14 protein-coding genes are annotated in these 15653 nt (G+C 64.9%); 4 read left to right on the forward strand and 10 right to left on the reverse strand.

Translation table 11 applies throughout. The features are described 5' to 3' along the window. Window positions 1-35 precede the first annotated feature (35 nt). Window positions 36-731: a WbqC family protein gene (locus tag JQ633_RS32350; RefSeq protein WP_211989875.1), complete on the reverse strand. Its 696-nt coding sequence runs from the start codon at window positions 729-731 to the stop codon at window positions 36-38. Window positions 732-838: 107 nt separating this feature from the next. Then, window positions 839-2476 carry a hypothetical protein gene (locus JQ633_RS32355; protein WP_211989876.1) on the reverse strand — a complete coding sequence of 546 codons (1638 nt, stop codon included), beginning with the start codon at window positions 2474-2476 and terminating at the stop codon, window positions 839-841. Between the two features lie 277 nt (window positions 2477-2753). On the opposite strand from JQ633_RS32355, the gene JQ633_RS32360 reads away from it, so the two are divergent. Both JQ633_RS32360 and JQ633_RS32365 read left to right on the forward strand, forming a co-directional pair. Then, window positions 2754-4838 (forward strand): DCC1-like thiol-disulfide oxidoreductase family protein, encoded by a 2085-nt coding sequence (locus JQ633_RS32360; protein WP_211989877.1) that lies wholly within the window; start codon window positions 2754-2756, stop codon window positions 4836-4838. A gap of 405 nt (window positions 4839-5243) precedes the next feature. Further along, window positions 5244-5705: a tetratricopeptide repeat protein gene (locus JQ633_RS32365; protein WP_211989878.1), complete on the forward strand. Its 462-nt coding sequence runs from the start codon at window positions 5244-5246 to the stop codon at window positions 5703-5705. 7 nt (window positions 5706-5712) lie between these two features. Here the strand turns inward: JQ633_RS32365 and JQ633_RS32370 are convergent, their stop codons facing one another. The 6 genes from JQ633_RS32370 to JQ633_RS32395 form a co-directional block, all read right to left on the reverse strand. Further along, on the reverse strand, window positions 5713-6192 hold the full coding sequence (locus JQ633_RS32370) for a BLUF domain-containing protein (protein ID WP_211989879.1): 480 nt from the start codon (window positions 6190-6192) through the stop codon (window positions 5713-5715). Window positions 6193-6372: 180 nt separating this feature from the next. Next, entirely contained in the window at window positions 6373-7203 is an 831-nt protein-coding gene (locus JQ633_RS32375) for a potassium channel family protein (protein WP_211989880.1), read from the reverse strand. 52 nt (window positions 7204-7255) lie between these two features. Then, window positions 7256-7723 (reverse strand): YidB family protein, encoded by a 468-nt coding sequence (locus JQ633_RS32380; RefSeq protein ID WP_211989881.1) that lies wholly within the window; start codon window positions 7721-7723, stop codon window positions 7256-7258. 232 nt (window positions 7724-7955) lie between these two features. Beyond that, window positions 7956-8861 (reverse strand): transglutaminase family protein, encoded by a 906-nt coding sequence (locus JQ633_RS32385; protein WP_211989882.1) that lies wholly within the window; start codon window positions 8859-8861, stop codon window positions 7956-7958. A 29-nt stretch (window positions 8862-8890) separates the two neighbouring features. After that, window positions 8891-9070, reverse strand: coding sequence for a hypothetical protein (locus tag JQ633_RS32390; protein WP_211989883.1), 180 nt, complete (start codon window positions 9068-9070; stop codon window positions 8891-8893). 38 nt (window positions 9071-9108) lie between these two features. After that, window positions 9109-10326, reverse strand: coding sequence for an ABC transporter substrate-binding protein (locus JQ633_RS32395; protein WP_211989884.1), 1218 nt, complete (start codon window positions 10324-10326; stop codon window positions 9109-9111). Window positions 10327-10540: 214 nt separating this feature from the next. Here JQ633_RS32395 and JQ633_RS32400 point away from each other — a divergent pair, with 214 nt between their 5' ends. After that, window positions 10541-10804, forward strand: a complete 264-nt coding sequence (locus JQ633_RS32400) for a GlsB/YeaQ/YmgE family stress response membrane protein (RefSeq protein ID WP_211989885.1) — start codon at window positions 10541-10543, stop codon at window positions 10802-10804. Window positions 10805-10836: 32 nt separating this feature from the next. Here JQ633_RS32400 and JQ633_RS32405 read toward each other — a convergent pair whose 3' ends face one another. Both JQ633_RS32405 and gspD read right to left on the reverse strand, forming a co-directional pair. Next, window positions 10837-11391: a prepilin peptidase gene (locus JQ633_RS32405; RefSeq protein ID WP_211989886.1), complete on the reverse strand. Its 555-nt coding sequence runs from the start codon at window positions 11389-11391 to the stop codon at window positions 10837-10839. 60 nt (window positions 11392-11451) lie between these two features. Continuing rightward, entirely contained in the window at window positions 11452-13722 is a 2271-nt protein-coding gene (gene gspD, locus JQ633_RS32410) for a type II secretion system secretin GspD (protein WP_249159816.1), read from the reverse strand. A 293-nt stretch (window positions 13723-14015) separates the two neighbouring features. Between gspD and JQ633_RS32415 the strand changes: the two genes are divergently transcribed. Further along, complete coding sequence (locus JQ633_RS32415; protein WP_249159817.1) at window positions 14016-15650, forward strand: GspE/PulE family protein; 1635 nt, start codon at window positions 14016-14018, stop codon at window positions 15648-15650. Window positions 15651-15653 lie beyond the last annotated feature (3 nt).

The raw sequence follows: 15653 nt of genomic DNA on the forward strand, positions 1-15653 counted from the left end.
GCGTTTCGCGGAATGCTCCGAGGCTGGCCGCGCCCTCAGGTGGTGGCCTCGCGCCTGAGGAAGCGCGGCGCCTCCGGGCCGGTGTTGAACAGCAGGTCGAGCACGCTGACCGCGTGTTCGAAGTCGCCGTGCAGCTGCGGATACTCGCTGTAGCCCTGGTAGCTCATCCACTCCGTCGCGATGCCGGCGGCAGCCAGCTGCGCTTCATCGAGATAGACCCGCGCGGCGGGGCCGCTGAGGTAGCGGTCGGCGCCTGCCGCCCTGGCGATGTTCAGCAGCCGCGTGGTCTTGGTGCCCTCGGCCGGATAGGCGCTGTCCCGCACGATGCGGGTGCCGAGGCCCAATAGCGCCGCGAGCTCGCGCAGGAACAGCTCGTTGACGCCGGTGAGCTTCGTCTCCACGGCGGCGCGCTCGTACCAGGACTGCACGACGGGCGCGAACTGCCCGAAGAACGGAGCAGGGCGGTAGGCGAGCTCGATCGCGCGCCAGTGCTTTTCCGCCCACGGCTTTTCGATCTCGACCTCTTCGATCGGCTGGTCGAAGCGTCCCTTGGTCACGACGGGGATCGTGAGCCAGACGGGTCCGTTGGCGGTCTTGATGCGGTTGCGGTTATGCCAGTGCCGCTTGGTGAATTGCGCGCTGTCGAACACCACGTATTCGTCGCACTGGCCGATCAGGTCGAAGAAGCCCTTCCACGGAATGTAGCAGGATTGAACGATGCAGATGCGCATGTCACATCCCGCATCGCGCGGCCGGTCGCGCCCGGCCGCTCAAATCGGCCATCGCTGCCGACCGGATCCGTCGTTCGCCGCACGATGACATCACGCATCCGCTCCATCTAGCCATGATCGCCACCGCTGCGGAGCTCACCCTGTTTTGCCGTCGGCGCACAGCTCGCATTCATCACGGTCCACAGCTCCGTCTTGCTGATCGGGGTCAGCCGCAGCGGCACGCCATAGTGCTCGACGCAATAGGTGTTGAGCAGCGCCTGCTCACCCTCGCTGGCGATCAGCGGGATTCCGGCTTCGGATCGCAACCGGACAAGCATGCCGTTGCCGGAGCGTTCGTCCGCGACAGGGACCGCGAACGGCGCGGATGTCAAAACACCAAGGCCGTAAATCCGGGCTTCCCGCACGTCTGATTTCCGGATCAGCACGGGGAAGACGAATTGATAGGGAAGGCTCGCGCCCCAGACCACGGTCGATTGCGGGGAAACGAATTTTCCCACGGACAGCTCGACCATCTTGTCGCTCTCGGCGGCCTCCACACGGAGCTGCCGCGTGTTGAGCAGTCCGGCGACGAGCAGGATGCAAATGGTGGCCGCGTGTCGCCAGCGCGCCCCGGCATATCGCGCCGCGCAGGAGGTGAGGATCAGCAGGCTGAACAGCGGAATGTAGACGCGCGCGGTGTCCGGACGGCCCGCGACGCCCAAGGCGAACATGATGAGGAGGCACATGATCCACGCGGCGATCCGGTTCGGCCTGACCGAAAGAATGACAAGCGCCAGACTTGCGAACGCCAGCATCAGCAGTCTGGGACCGAAAATCGCCAGCACGGAGCCGTAGCCGGTGGCGAAGCTCACTGCCGTCACCAGCTCAACCGGGCTCTCGCCGAGCAGGGTCCTGAGCGAATTCGGGTCCATCAGCTTGGGGTCGGCGAAGAAGAAGTTGCCGACGAGCCGGATGTCGTTCTCGGAGAAGCCGAGCCGCTGCATGACCTCGGGATGCTGCAAGACGCGCTTCACCGCGCCGAAATCGGTGAACGGGGCCCGAGCGAGGTTGCGTTGCCAGAACGCCTGCCATTCCGGGCCCGAGTACGCCGCGATGTCGATGGCGGTCGCAGCTGCAATGCACAGCACGAAGCCCAGCGCGGCCCACCACGCCGTGCGGGATCGAACCAGCTTCGGCCATGGCAGCAGCAGCATGCCGATCCCGAACACGAGCAGCAGTTCCGGCACGCGGATCAGGAAGGCCAGGAAGCCGAGACAGCATGCCGCGATCAGGTCGATCAGCGATCCTTCGCGCGCGAACGCGAGTGCAGCGAGCACCGCGCTTGCCGCGAGCAGCCCGGCGGTGATCGTGAACTGCGGAAACAGCACCGGGCGGGCGAACAGGAGCACCAGAACGAGCAGGCTCACGACGTATCCGGCGCCGGCGCGAAGCAGGTAATACATCGACGCGACGGCAGCGAGCGTGAGCGCCAGCAGCATGCCGAGGGAGTAGCCGAACAGGTCGCCGATCGATGGCAGGCTGCGAACGATGCCACCCCACAGCACGTTGGAGAACACCAGACGGGGCGAGCCGTACGCGGCAATGCCGTAGCCATGCGCGACCATCGACATCGCGAGGTCGTCGTTGGTCTCCCACCGCGGCGTGAAGAAGGTGCAGAGCAGGGCGACGAAGCCGCCGGCAAGCACGATGCTGGCGAGCAGGGCTGGAAGCCTCGGACTCCGACCTTCAGGATTGCCGAATTGCATGCTGTGGACTTGCGAGTTCAACGGGACGACAGGGCGGATCGGATGGTAACGGGCAGTTGGCTTGATGATATGTTGCCGGGAACCTCGATGCGAACGCCGGGCTCGCGACAGGTGTAGTTTCTCCCGTTCGGCAAGTCCAGTGCGCGCCGGCGGCCGGCAGGCGGCGTGCTGTTCGGTTGCGCCGACCGGAATTCTCGGGCATGTAGGCCAAGGCCTGACAGGCCGTGCCTGCGGCGCCGAGGTTCGCGCCGGCACCTGGGTTCTTTCGGTTTTTCAGATGCACGCTCCCGACACGACCGTTCGATTCTCCGCCGCGCTCAAGCTCGCGGCCGTCATCGCCGGTCTGATCGCCGTGCTCGTGGCGGCGGGAGCGCAATATCCGGTGATCAACGCGTTCACCGGCGGAATCCTGATTAGCGGCCTGCTGCTGGTTGCCGGCCTGCCGCGGGTCGCCGGGTTCTGCGCGCGCATCTTGGGTTGGCTCGACCGCATCGCGCTGGCGGCAAATCTCAAGGAAGACATCGACCTGCCGCGCGAGGCGCGCCGCATCAACCTGCTGAGGATCGCGCTCGGCCTCGTGTTCCTCTGGCGCTGGTCGAACCTGCTGCCGCTGGCGCTCGCGGCGCAGGACGATGTCGTCTCCTACGTCACCGCCTTCCTCGCGCTGCTGACCGGCGTCTGCCTGACCGTCGGATTCTTCACGCCGGTCGCGACGATGGCGCTGCTGCTCGGCGCGGTGTTCTCGTTCGATCTCACCTTCTCCGCCGGCACGCTCGGCACGCACGTGCTGCTGATGACCAATCTCCCGCTGCTGTTGTTTCCAGCCGGGACGGCGCTGTCGCTCGATGCCCGCCTCATGACGTCGCCCGGCGTGCTCGGGTCGATGGTGCGGGGCCTTTACGGCCTGCTCGGCAAGCCCACGATGCAGCGCTCGCGCATCGGGCGCCTGTTGGCGGTCACCTCCTACAGCGGCCTTTGCCTGTACTCGATCCTCTGGCACCTCGACGATCCCGCATGGCTGAAGGGGTACGCCAATCTGCAGGTGATGACGTCGTTCTACCTGTCGCGCTATCCGGATTTCTTCCAGTGGCTGTACCACGCGTACCCGTCCATCGCGCTGCTACTGTCGCGGACGTCGATCTACCTGATCATGATCTGGGAGATGTTCTTCTGGGTCTTCCTGTTCGGCAGTTTCACCCGGTATTACGTGCTGTGGATCGGCGCCATCTTCCTGTGCATCTCCGGCTTCCTCCTGCAATTGAGCTATCTGCCGTGGGTCGAAATGGTCTTCTTCACGCTGGTGTTCTGGCAGGACTGGTGGCTCAACGTCGGTGGCCGGCGATCGCTCACCGTGTTCTTCGATGACAGGTGCCGCCTGTGCGACGGCACGATGCGGTTTCTGTCCAGGGTCGACCTGTTCGCAATCGTTACTCCTTCGGGGCTGAGCCGGAGCAAGGAAGAGGTCGCCGCCGCCGGCTTGACCGAAGACGAGGTCATGGAGGATCTCTGCGCGCGCGCCGGTGACGGCAAGCTTTATCGCGGCTATGACCTCTATCTCGAACTGAGCCGCCGCGTGCTGCTTCTGCTGCCGGCCTGGCCGCTGCTCCTGATCGGCAAGCTCACCGGGCTCGGACCGCTGCTCTACCGGGCGATCGCCGCACGGCGGCGCCGGATCTTCGGCACATGCAGCCCGTCGACGATCACCGCGGACGACTTTCGTCCGGTCCATGCGGCGGATATCGCCGCGATTCCGCAGCGTCTGCTTTGGCCCTCGGCGTTCGCGCTCGCCTATCTGTCGCTGCTGGTCTGCTACGTCGCGGGAACGCTGCCTTACAGCCAGTCGCTCTGGCTGAAATATCCGGCAACATCCGTGATCTATGGCGCCGCGTTCAACTACGGGCTGGTGCCGATCAACGTGTTCAACAAGCAAGACCTCGCGATGGAGAACAATTTTGCGACCATCGAGGCTCACCGGGCCGACGCTCCGGGCGAGGAATTTCTTCTGCCGTATCTGGACAAGAACGGGCGCCGTCTGGCCTGGAATCGTTCGGACAGGTTCTACTTCGGCAATTCGGTGCTGCTTCGACGCTCGATGATCGCCTATCGCAATTATTGCTTCCTTGATCCGGACCGCCATCTGGACATTTTCCGGCCGCTGCTCAAGCTGGCCTCGGCGCAGGGTTACGTCGCGCCCTACAAGGTCACTTACTACAGCATTCCGCGGTGGGACTATGCGCAGATCCGCGATCCCGCGCACAAATCGTTCGTGCCGAACAAGGTCTGCGAGATCACGCTGGGCGACGATCTGTCGGTCAAGAACCGAACCGAGTTCGTGCCGGTGAACATTCCCGACACCAATTAATCCGGGGGATGCCGGTGTTCACTATTCAACCGCCAAATGGCCAGCTCGGTGTCATCACCCGCGCATGCGGGTGATCCAGTATTCCAGAGGCGCCATTGTTAGGCCGAAGGGCCTCGGCGTACTGGATCGCCCGGTCAAGCCGGGCGATGACGGTTGTGGATCGCGACACAGCGATCCACTGATGCATTCGTTCCTGCCGCTGTCATGAAGCCATGACGTGAAAATGAAATGACGGCTGACCGGCGCAGCTATGGATTTGCGGACTTCGGCGGAATAATCTCGCATCACACAAAGGGTGGGCAGGCCAGCATGACGAATGCAGAGAGCAGCAATTGCGGACGTGACGTGGTTTCGCGGACGCTGGGGAGCGGCCGGCTGCGAGCCTGGTCTGCTTTCGCGGCGGTCATGTTGACGGTGCTGACCGCGGCGCCGGCTTCGGCGCAGTCGATGCGCCAGGGCGTGGCGGCGTTCAATCGCCAGGACTACCAGCGCGCGTCGCGCATCTTCATTCCGCAGGCCGAGCGCGGCAATCCGATCGCGCAGACCTATCTCGGCTTCCTGTTCGAGAACGGCCGCGGCGTGCCGCAGAACTATACCGAAGCAGCGATGTGGTATCGCCGCGCCGCCGAGCAGGGCGACAGCCTCGCGCAATACTCGCTCGGCTTGCTCTACGACCGCGGCCAGGGCGTGCCGCGCGATATCGTGGAGGCCAGCAAATGGCTCAACCTCTCGGTGGCGGCCGCACCGCCCCGGACCCGCCAGGCACGCCAGCTGATCCGCGACGCCGTCACCAGCAAGATGTCGCGCGGCGAGATCGCCCAGGCGCGGCTGCGGGCGCTGGAATGGGCGCCGGTCCGCGAGCATTGAGGCAGCGCTAGGGCTCGTCGCGCTCCTGCTGCCTGACAAGATCCGTCATCAGGACGAGCAACTCGCGGCCAAATACATCGCCGTCGATCTGCGACGGGTTGGCAAGCAGACCTTCCATCTTGCGGGTCCAGTCAGGCCCGGCGGACGAGCCGGCATACGCCATCGACCAATTCGGGAAGCGCCGCGGCGTAGCGGGTCTGAAGCTCAACAGGGTGATGTCGCGATGTCTTACGTCGCGTTCGATCGCGCTGAAGATTTCCTCGACGGCAGCGTGCTCGCCTTCCAGGATCTGGCAGAAGTAGCCCTCGCTGAACAGCAGGGCGCCGGTGACGCCGAGTCTTGCGTTCTTGACCCGCGACTGCGTCAGAATATTGCGAATGGTCTCGCTTGCGGAAACATCGTGCAGGTTGCTGTTGCTGCGACTGACGTAGATCAGAGCGTGCTCAGATTGCGACATCCTTACCTGCTCCTCGATCGATCGGCCCAACGTAACGCCTCTGTAAGAGGCGAATCCACCTCATTCACTGATTCAGTGCAGCAACACGCTTGAGCAATATCTGCGTCGGGTCAAGAGCGATGCTCGTCGTTTGCTTGTCGCGCCTTGCCCGCACAGGCGGATGCAGCAATTTGCATTCTGTATCCCAGCTGTCCGTCGCCACGCACAAACCTAGTCCGAACCTTCATCGGGAATGTTCAAAACAATCCCGCAGGCCTTGCAATGCACCGCGTCGACATCGTGGCGTTGCAGGCCGCAGGCCGGACATGGGAAGCGCACCTTGGAGGGCGCGAGCAGCGCCTTGGCGAGGTTCAGGAAGAGCGTGACGCCGAAGATCATGATGACGACGGTGATCAGGCGTCCGAAGGTGCCCGGCAAGGTGATGTCGCCGAAGCCGGTCGTGGTCAGCGCGGTGACCGTGAAATACAGCGCATCGGCATAATTGGCGATCTGATGGTTGTGCGACTTCTGGGTCTCGTAGACGATTCCGGTCATCACGAAAATGAACACCGCGAGATTCGCGACGGCAAAGACCACTTCCTCGTTTCGCCGGAAGAAGGTGCTGTCGACGCGGAGCCGTGTCACGATTTGATAGTCGCGCAGCAACCGCAAGGTTCGAAAAGTACGCAGGAAGCCGCCGGCCTCTCCGGTGAGCGGAGCAAGAAACGAGATGATGACGACGATGTCGGTCCAGGTCGAAAGACGCGCGAACTCATGCAGCGGATGACGGCTGATGATCAGCCTTGCGCAGAAATCCGCAAGGATCAACACGCCGAACACGATGTCGAGCGCTTCGATGACCCCGCTGCGCGGCAGGAACGAGGTCGCGACGATGAACAGGACGGTAACGACATCGAGCGCGAGCAGGGCGTAACGGAAGCGTATCCCGCCGGGGGTTTCGCCTTCGTACAGTTGCCGGATCCTGCCTTTCAGCAGCTCAAATGGAGCAGGCTGGCGCTCGAGCAAGCCGTGTTCCTTTGGGTGGTCGCGATAAATCCCCATGGTCAACGGCTGCCGATCGTCCTGATCCGGGCTATCGTTCTCGCCAGGATGATCAAGCGTCGCGAGAAGGCAAACGCCCGTCCGGCGTGTATTTGTCGACAGCCGTTGGCAGCTCGCGCGAAAGCCGAGCTAGCAGCTCGTCTTGCGTCAGGCCGGTCTGTTGCTCCAGCGCGGCGAGGACATCTCGTCCGATGGCTTGCTTGAGCTGGGGAGGCGCGATCTCCTTGTTAGGGCCGGGGCCGACCCAGGATTCGGCGGCTTCCCCTTGTCCGTTTTTCGTGAATTGCTCGAGCAATTCATTGAGACCGCCACCAAGCAAGCCTCCGACTCCGCCCGCGCCGAGGAGGCCGCCAAACATACCCGACAGGTCGCCCTGCGCCGGCGCCTTGCCGCCGCCTTCCGGCTTCGACAAGCTACTCGTCGCGTTGTTGAACATTTCCATGAGCTTGTCGCGGTTCTGGTATCCGGCTAGCGCGACCATTCCAAGGAGCGCAGTCATCGATGGCATTCCGCGGCTCATATTCGCCTCCCGCGTTGGATCAATCGTTGCTTGAATTCGCTGCATCGACGAGGCGGAGCAGCTCGCCGCTTTCACGCAAGCATGGCTGACAGGCGCAGCCGGCTCACATCCGGACCGCAGCATCATCCGAAGCCGCTTGCGTCCGAACTGACGGTAACGTCCGTTCGTTGGAGGCAGACTTGACATGGATCAAGGAAATCGCGGCGCGCCGCCGTCCGCCGGGCACGTGTCGCTATCCCTCCGACGGATCCTGCACTTCGCCGATCTTGTGAACGGCGACGTTGATCGACATCCCGAGATAGTCACCGGGATCGCCGAACCATGAGCCGGCCAGCGGGACAGCCTGGCCTGGGTGTCGCGCAATGGCGACCGGGATCAGATCGAAGCCAGCGCTGAGGCTGTTGGTCGGGTCGTAATCCAGCCAGCCGGCGCCGGGAAGGAACACCTGCACCCATGCGTGGGTCGCGCCCGAGCCGGTCATGCCCACCGCGCCGCCATCGAGCGCGGCGTCGTACAGATAGCCGCTGACGAAGCGGGACGCGAAGCCGAGCCGGCGCAAGGTCTCGATCATCAGCCAGGCAAAGTCCCGGCATGTGCCCGATCTCGTGCGCAACGTCTCGCCGGGAGACTGGGTGCCTTCCGCGTCCCGCCCGCGATAGCTGAACTCGCTGCGGAACGAGCCCAGCATCCGGTGCAGCACGTCGATGGTACGATCCTGGTCGCCGGCGACAAAGGCCTTGGTCCATGCCGCATGGCTGCCGTCGGCATCGTCGGTGTGCGGGCGCAGGTAACCGGCGAGGTCGGTCCACTCGTCCGAAGTATACTGCACGGGAACTTCATCGGCCCGTGACTCCAGCGGAAACGACTCGATGCCCTTGACGCCGAAATAGACGCCGCGAACCTTGAACGTGAATGTCAGCTCGCTGCCGGGCTCGCCGAAGTCGATCACCGTGACGGCATTGGAGCGGGAGTCGGTGACCCAATGAATCCTTGATGGCACGCTGGTGCGCGCCGACCAGCTCAGCAGCCGGGTCGAGGCACCGCGCCGCGGCAGGAACATGGCGCGGTGCGTGCCGAACCTGACCGGCTTCGCATAGCGGTAGGTCGTGGTGTGCGTGATGTCGCCAATCATGGCCATGCGAAATCGCGCTCCGCTGCCGGTCCGTCTCAGTCGGTCTTGCGTGACCGGCGTTCCAGCCGTAGCCGTTGCGCGCGCATGCGCTCGATCTCCTCGTCGAGCACCTGCATTTTCTCGTCGCGCGCCTCGCTGCTGGATTTTGGCGCGGCGTCCGCCTTGCGGATCTTGTTGAGCGCCTTCTCAACCGAAAGCTTCGGGGTGTCGGCCATGACGCCGTTCTCCTGTGCTCGAGATACGATGCAGAGTGCTACCTGGTATCTGCGAACGCCGTTTCGAGGACGTCGCCGATCGGCTGCCAGCTGCGGCCGTCGAACTGCACCAGCCGCAAATGCTCGATCGGCCGGTAGTCGTCCTGCCCGGTATTGATCTTGATGCCGGGCAGCAGCGGGGCGGGCTGGTAGTCCTTGAGCGCGGCTGCCTGCTTCATGACGTTCTCGCGCGACAGATCGTTGCCGCATTGCCTCAGCACCTGGACCAGCGTCTCGGCGGCGGCATAGCCGTAGACCGCGGCGGCGTCATCCTTGCCGCCGGCCTTGGCGTATTTGTCGAGGAAGCTGCGCCAGTCCCTGGCGCCCTGTTCATCCTTCCAGGCGGGATCGCTCGCATCCTTCAGGAAGGCGGCCGTGATCACGCCGGTTGCATTCTCCGTGCCGGCCGGCCTGAGCACCGTCTCGATCGACGAGGACATCTGGTTGAGGATGAACACCGGCCGCCAATTCTGCTCGGCCGCGATCCGGATCACCTTGGCGGCATTTTCCGGCACCCCGGCGAACACGAAGACCTCGGCGCCCGACCGCTTCAGGATCGCGACATGCCCGTCCAGATGCTGATCGGCGACGTCATAGGCAACGTCGACCCTGATGTTGCGGGCGACATCGCCCAGCCCTTGCTCCAGTCCCTTGAACAATTCCCGTCCGAACCGGTCGTTCTGCCAGAGCGCCACGATTTTCTTTCCGGGATAGAACGCCTGGATGTAGTTGGCGTAGATGCGGCCCTCGTCGCGGTACGAGGGCTGCCAGCCCATCGTCCATGGATACAGCGTGGGCTCGCTGAGGTGCTGGTCGCCGGAAGCGACGAAGAGCTGCGGGACCTGCCGCTCGTTGAGATATTTCCGCACCGCCAGATTGCCGGGCGTCCCGAACGAGCCGAACATCAGCAGCACGTTGTCGATCTCGACCAGGATGCGCGTGAGGTCCATGGCATTGGATGTGTCGGACAGATCGTCATAGGACATGAAGCGGATCTTGCGGCCCCCGACGCCGCCGCGCTCGTTGATCATGTCGAAATAGGCAGCCTCAGCCATGCCGATATGGCTGAAGTCCTCCAGTGGGCCGCTGTAGGGCATCAGATTGCCGATTCGGATTTCGCTGTCGGTCACGCCCTGATCGCGGACCTTTTGCGTGACGAGGCCCAGTGACGTGAGCGCAACGAAGAAAACCAGCAGGGTCCGGATCAACGTGCCCATCTGCAGAACCCATCCAAAGACGCTCACCGTGACCTAGTTGTCGGTTCGGCCGCCTCGGCCCATTGATCTAGATCAACGTCGCGCCGACGAGATCGCCTCTTCGGCCGATCTTCCCCGCGCGGCGAGGGCCGGGAAGAAGCTTTGATCTAGCTCAATGGATCCCGGGTTCCCTTCAGGCATTGATGGGCGAATTGACCGACATGGAGCGATGGAAATGAGCATCCTTTGGACGATCATTATTGGATTCATCGTTGGAGTGATCGCGAAGTTCATCATGCCCGGTGACAAGTCCGAGCCCAAGGGGTTCATTCTGACGACGGTTCTGGGAATCGTCGGCGCGTTCGTCGCGACCTATCTCGGTCAGGCCGTGGGCTGGTATCGGTTCGGCGAAGGTGCAGGCCTGATCGGGAGCGTCATCGGAGCGATCATCCTGCTCTTCCTGTACGGGCTCTTCGCCGGTCGCCAGGGACGCGCGTGATCGCGTAGCTCTGGTTCTGCGCGCAACGTCTCCTAACCCAGCAGCGCCTCGGCGAGCCAGCCGAGCCAGATCGCCGGCGCGAGGAACAGGCCGAACGGCAGGAAGGCGGTCGCGCGCAACGGCCGCCGGCGCAGCGCTCCGCTGCCGATGTACGCGGCGAGCGCCGCCAGCGTCGCGACCTCGATCGCGGCCAGCACAGTCATGAAACCGAGCCAGGCGCCCGCCACCGCTGCGAGCTTGATGTCGCCCATCCCGAGGCCGTCGCGGCCGCGGTAGGCGCGGTAGCCGGCCATCAGCGCGAGGAAGGGCAGGGCCACCGCGAGCGCCCGCGCGGCCGCCCAGAGCGGGCCGGACCAGCCGGCATCGGGGCCGATGGTGGCGGCGCGCAGCAGTCCCAGGGCCGCTGCAGCGGCCGTCAGCTCATTCGGGATGATGTAGCGCCGGGCGTCGGTTGCGGCGATCGACAGCATCAGGGCGCCCAGGAACGCGCCCAGCAGCCCGTCGGGGCCGGGCGCGGCCAACAGGCTGGCCGCGACGACGGCCAAGAGGACGATGGCGAGGCCGAACTGGGCGAGCGGGTCGTCCATGGTCAAGGGATCAGGCCGGCCAGACGTGTGATCTGTGGTTGAGACGGCACTGCGGGGCCGCTAGCGCAGCGGAGAGCCGGGCGTGGGCACCACGACGACGGGACTGCTGGTCCCGACGAGGCGGCTGTTCATCTTGCTGCGCATCTGCTCGGCGATCACATGTGCATCGACGCTGTCTCGAACCAGCGTCGGGCGAATGAACAGGATCAGCTCGGTCCGCTTGCGGTTGTTGGTCTGGTGCGAGAAGGCATCGCCGACGCCGGGGATCTGGTCGAGCACCGGAATGCCCTGCCGCCCCTTGGACTCGCTCTCGCTGATCAGGCCGGCAAGCAGCACGGTCTGGCCCGACGTCACCGCGATCGAACTCTTGACGCGGCGCTGCGAGATGGTCGGCGTGAGGCCGTTCTGACCGGCATTGGCGACGCTGGAGATTTCCTGCTCGATGTCGAGCACGATGTTGCCGTTGGCGTTGGCACGCGGCAGCACGCGCAGGATGATGCCGGTGTTCTTGTAGTCGATGGTGTTGACCACGGTATTGTTGGCCGTCAGCACTGTCGCGGTGCCGGTCGAGAACGGCACCTGGTCGCCGACCTGCAGGGTTGCCATCTGGTTGTCGAGTACGACCAGTGAAGGATTGGACAGAACCTTGACGTCGGTCACGCCGTGCAGCGCGTCGAGGATGACGCGCGGCGAGTTTTCTGCGCCGACCAGCAGATTGAAGCCGGGCAGCACACGCCCCATCAGGGCGCCTGCTGCGGCGTTGACCGCGTTGTTGGGCGGCTCGATCGTGCTCCCCCCGGTGCTGCCCCCGGTCGAGAGCGTGTTGACCATCGAGCCTTGCTTGCTCGCCAGGAAGAACTGCACGCCGTAGTTCAGGTCGTTGTTCAGCGTGACCTCGGCGATCGTCGCCTCGATTGCGATCTGGCGCTGCGGGCGGTCGATCTGGCGGATGGTCTGCTCGACGACGCGCTGCGCTTCCGCATTGGCATAGACCAGCACGGCGTTGTTGGTGACGTCGGCGGTGATGCGGACATTGGGCAGGAAGCTCGGGCCGCTGGCGGGCTTGGCGCCTGATGTCGACGCGCTGCTCGACTGCTGGTCGGTGCCCGCCGCCGCCGGAGCAGGGCGTGCATTCAGCGGCGCGCCGCCCGGACCGGTGACCGGCGTCGACGCGCCGGACGCCGCGGTCGGCATTGCGCTGAGCGAGGCGATCGGGCTGCTGCCCGACGAGGACAGCGACAAGCCGGAGCCCGGCGCAATCTGGTTTGTCCCACTATCGAACAGGCCGGAGGACGCGCCGCTCGACGGCGCCACCAGCATCTCGTTGAGCATCGCCACCACGACGCGCGAATTGCCGTAGCGCAGCGGATAGGACTTCAGGTTGACCGCCTCGGTGTCGGAGCGGTCGAGCCGCGTGATCCAGGTCCCCGCGCGCTTGAGGTATTCCGGCTTCTGGCTGACCACGAGGATGGCGTTGAGGCGGCCGATCGCCTGGAACTTGACGACGCTGGAGCTGAGGCCGCCCTCGCCGGTGTCCATGATCTTCTCGAGCTCTGATATCAGCGGCTCGGGCGCGGAGTTGCGCACCGGGAAGATGCCGACGGATTGCCCGCGCATCCAGTCAGCATCGAAGCTCATGATGGTGTCGACCGCGGAGGCTCGCTCCGACCCGCTGCCGGTGACGATCAGCGTGTTGCGTCCGTTGTCCGGCCGCAGCGTGGTGGCCTTGACGCCGAAGCCGTCGAGCAGCTTGAACATGGTCAGCGCCGAGACGTAGCGCAGCGGCACCACGCTGATGCCCTGGCCGGCCTCGGCGGTGCCGTTGCGGTCCAGGCTGCCCGGACCGGCTTCCGCCGCGGGCAGCAGCCGATAGCCGCCGCGGTCGCGCACCAGCGCGACGCCGGACATCTTGAGCGCATTCTCCAGCACGTAGATGGCGTCGGCCTTCGGCACCGGGCGGACCGAGGCCAGTGTGACCGTGCCCTGCACCCGCGGGTCGATCGTGTAGCCGACGTTCAATACGTCACCAAGGATGACCTTTGCCACGGTTGCGACCGGCGCGTTCTCGAAGTTGAGATCGTAACCGCCGCCGCCAGCCTCGCGCTCGGCGGCTGCGCCGCCGGCCGGCGTGGTTCCGTCGCTGAGATAGATGGCGGACCGGGAGGCGTTTTGCTGGCGCAGACTGCTCGCCGGCGTATCCGTAGTTTGCCGGGGCAGCAAATCGATCGAATTCACTTTCTCGGCGATATCCTGCGCGCGAGGATCCTTCGGATTGGTCTCGATCGATTGGTCGGCGGTGACGATGCAGGCGGTTAGACTGAACGCGGACAAAAACAGAACGAGCGTTCCAGTCAACCCTGAACGCAGGCGCGAAAGCGGGTGCACCACTTTGAACAAAAGACGCCTACCCAGTACTACTGTTGATATTGAAATACGTCCGATCCCCTCGGCTCGAACGCCTGCTAAATTTGCGTCAGGATTATGTTTTTGCTACTAGGAGAGTCAAGCGCCGTGTTGCTGCACGCAGAGGCTGTTGCATTCCAGGTGACAAGGTGAGCGGCTGGACTCCGATGCGCGAGCTGTCCGCAGAGACCTTCCGGCAGCACCTCCTCGAAAAATTTGCGATGCCGGTACGTGTGCGTAATCGCGTCGAACATCCCGCGAACTCAACCCTGACGCGTGCACTGCGGGAATTGTGGGAGGCGAGCGATCTCTCCGCTGCCGAGTTCGCCGACGAGGTCTCGGATTATTTCGGCGTGGTGCGGCTCGGCCTGCCGCAGCTGCTCGCTGCGACACCATGTCTCGACGGCTTCTCGCGGCGCTTCCTGCGGGAGTCCACGATCTTTCCGTTCCGTGCGCCGAACGGCGGCTATCGCATCGCGGTCGCCGATCCCTCCGACACTGCGGCGATTCGCGCCGCCGAGATCGTGTTCGGCGAGCCGGTCGAGCTCGCGGTGGCCTCGTTCGAGGATATCACCACCGTGCTCGACCAGCGCATGGAGGCCGACGATGCCGCCGCGGATGCGAGCGCGAGGGCCGCCAGCCAGCAATCCGACGACGACATCGAGAGCCTTCGCGACCTCGCCAGCGGCGCGCCAGTGGTGCGCGCGCTCAACGATCTGCTCGAGCGCGCCGTCGAGCTGCGCGCCAGCGACATCCACATCGAGCCGTTCCGCACCGGTCTCGTCGTGCGCATGCGCGTCGACGGGCTGCTTCGCGCGATCCCGTCGCCGTCGGGCGTGCCGCCGCAGGCGCTGATCTCGCGCGTGAAGATTCTCGCCGGCCTCAACATCGCGGAGCGGCGGCTGCCGCAGGACGGCGCGGCGCGGGTCCGCGTCAGCCGTGCCGAGCTCGATGTCCGCGTCGCGACGATGCCGACCCAGGCCGGCGAGAGCGCGGTGATCCGGCTGCTGCCGCGTGACCGCGGCCTGCTCGAGATGAGCAAGCTCGGGCTGTTCGCGCGCGACGAGAAGATCATGTCGCGGCTGCTGACACTGCCGCACGGGATGATCGTGGTGACCGGGCCGACCGGCAGCGGCAAGACCACGACGCTGGCGACGATGCTCTCGATCCTCAACGAGCCGACCCGGAAGATCCTGACCATCGAGGATCCGGTCGAATACGAGATTCCCGGCATCAACCAGTCGCAGGTCAAGCCATCGATCGGGTTGACCTTCGCCTCGGCGATGCGCTCCTTCGTCCGCCAGGACCCTGACGTGATCATGGTCGGCGAGATCCGCGACGCCGAGACCGCGCATATCGCGGTTCATGCGGCGCTGACCGGCCATCTGGTGCTGACCACGCTGCACACCGAGACCGCGGCCGCCGCGGTGCCGCGGCTGATTGATCTCGGCGTCGAAGGCTTCCTGCTGCGGTCGACGCTGCGCGCGGTGCTGGCGCAGCGCCTGGTGCGCATGCTGTGCGACCGCTGCAAGGTGCCGCACACGTTGTCTGCCGCCGACCTCGACAACGATCCGCGCTTTGCGGTGATCGGCTTTGCGGCCGGCGAGGTGGTGCATGAGGCCGGCGGCTGCGAGCGCTGCGGCGGCACCGGCTATCGCGGCCGCAACGGCGTGTTCGAGATCCTCGAGATGACCGACGAGGTGCGCAAGCTGGTCGGACCGCAGACCGATTCGCATTCGATCGACCAGGCGGCGATCGCCGGCGGCATGACCACGATGCTGACTGACGCGGTCGCCAAATGCCGCGCCGGCGTGACCACCGTGCCCGAGGTGTTCCGCGTCACGACGATCCGGTGATGT

Source organism: Bradyrhizobium tropiciagri (assembly GCF_018130505.1).
Taxonomy (GTDB): Bacteria; Pseudomonadota; Alphaproteobacteria; order Rhizobiales; family Xanthobacteraceae; genus Bradyrhizobium; species Bradyrhizobium tropiciagri_B.

Bases quoted from the DNA above. Each gene is read 5' to 3' on its own strand.
- JQ633_RS32350 (WP_211989875.1), bottom strand. From the start codon at position 731: ATGCGCATCTGCATCGTTCAATCCTGCTACATTCCGTGGAAGGGCTTC.
- JQ633_RS32355 (WP_211989876.1), bottom strand. From the start codon at position 2,476: ATGCAATTCGGCAATCCTGAAGGTCGGAGTCCGAGGCTTCCAGCCCTG.
- JQ633_RS32360 (WP_211989877.1), top strand. From the start codon at position 2,754: ATGCACGCTCCCGACACGACCGTTCGATTCTCCGCCGCGCTCAAGCTC.
- JQ633_RS32365 (WP_211989878.1), top strand. From the start codon at position 5,244: ATGTTGACGGTGCTGACCGCGGCGCCGGCTTCGGCGCAGTCGATGCGC.
- JQ633_RS32375 (WP_211989880.1), bottom strand. From the start codon at position 7,203: ATGGGGATTTATCGCGACCACCCAAAGGAACACGGCTTGCTCGAGCGC.
- JQ633_RS32380 (WP_211989881.1), bottom strand. From the start codon at position 7,723: ATGAGCCGCGGAATGCCATCGATGACTGCGCTCCTTGGAATGGTCGCG.
- JQ633_RS32385 (WP_211989882.1), bottom strand. From the start codon at position 8,861: ATGGCCATGATTGGCGACATCACGCACACCACGACCTACCGCTATGCG.
- JQ633_RS32390 (WP_211989883.1), bottom strand. From the start codon at position 9,070: ATGGCCGACACCCCGAAGCTTTCGGTTGAGAAGGCGCTCAACAAGATC.
- JQ633_RS32395 (WP_211989884.1), bottom strand. From the start codon at position 10,326: ATGGGCACGTTGATCCGGACCCTGCTGGTTTTCTTCGTTGCGCTCACG.
- JQ633_RS32400 (WP_211989885.1), top strand. From the start codon at position 10,541: ATGAGCATCCTTTGGACGATCATTATTGGATTCATCGTTGGAGTGATC.
- JQ633_RS32405 (WP_211989886.1), bottom strand. From the start codon at position 11,391: ATGGACGACCCGCTCGCCCAGTTCGGCCTCGCCATCGTCCTCTTGGCC.
- JQ633_RS32415 (WP_249159817.1), top strand. From the start codon at position 14,016: ATGCCGGTACGTGTGCGTAATCGCGTCGAACATCCCGCGAACTCAACC.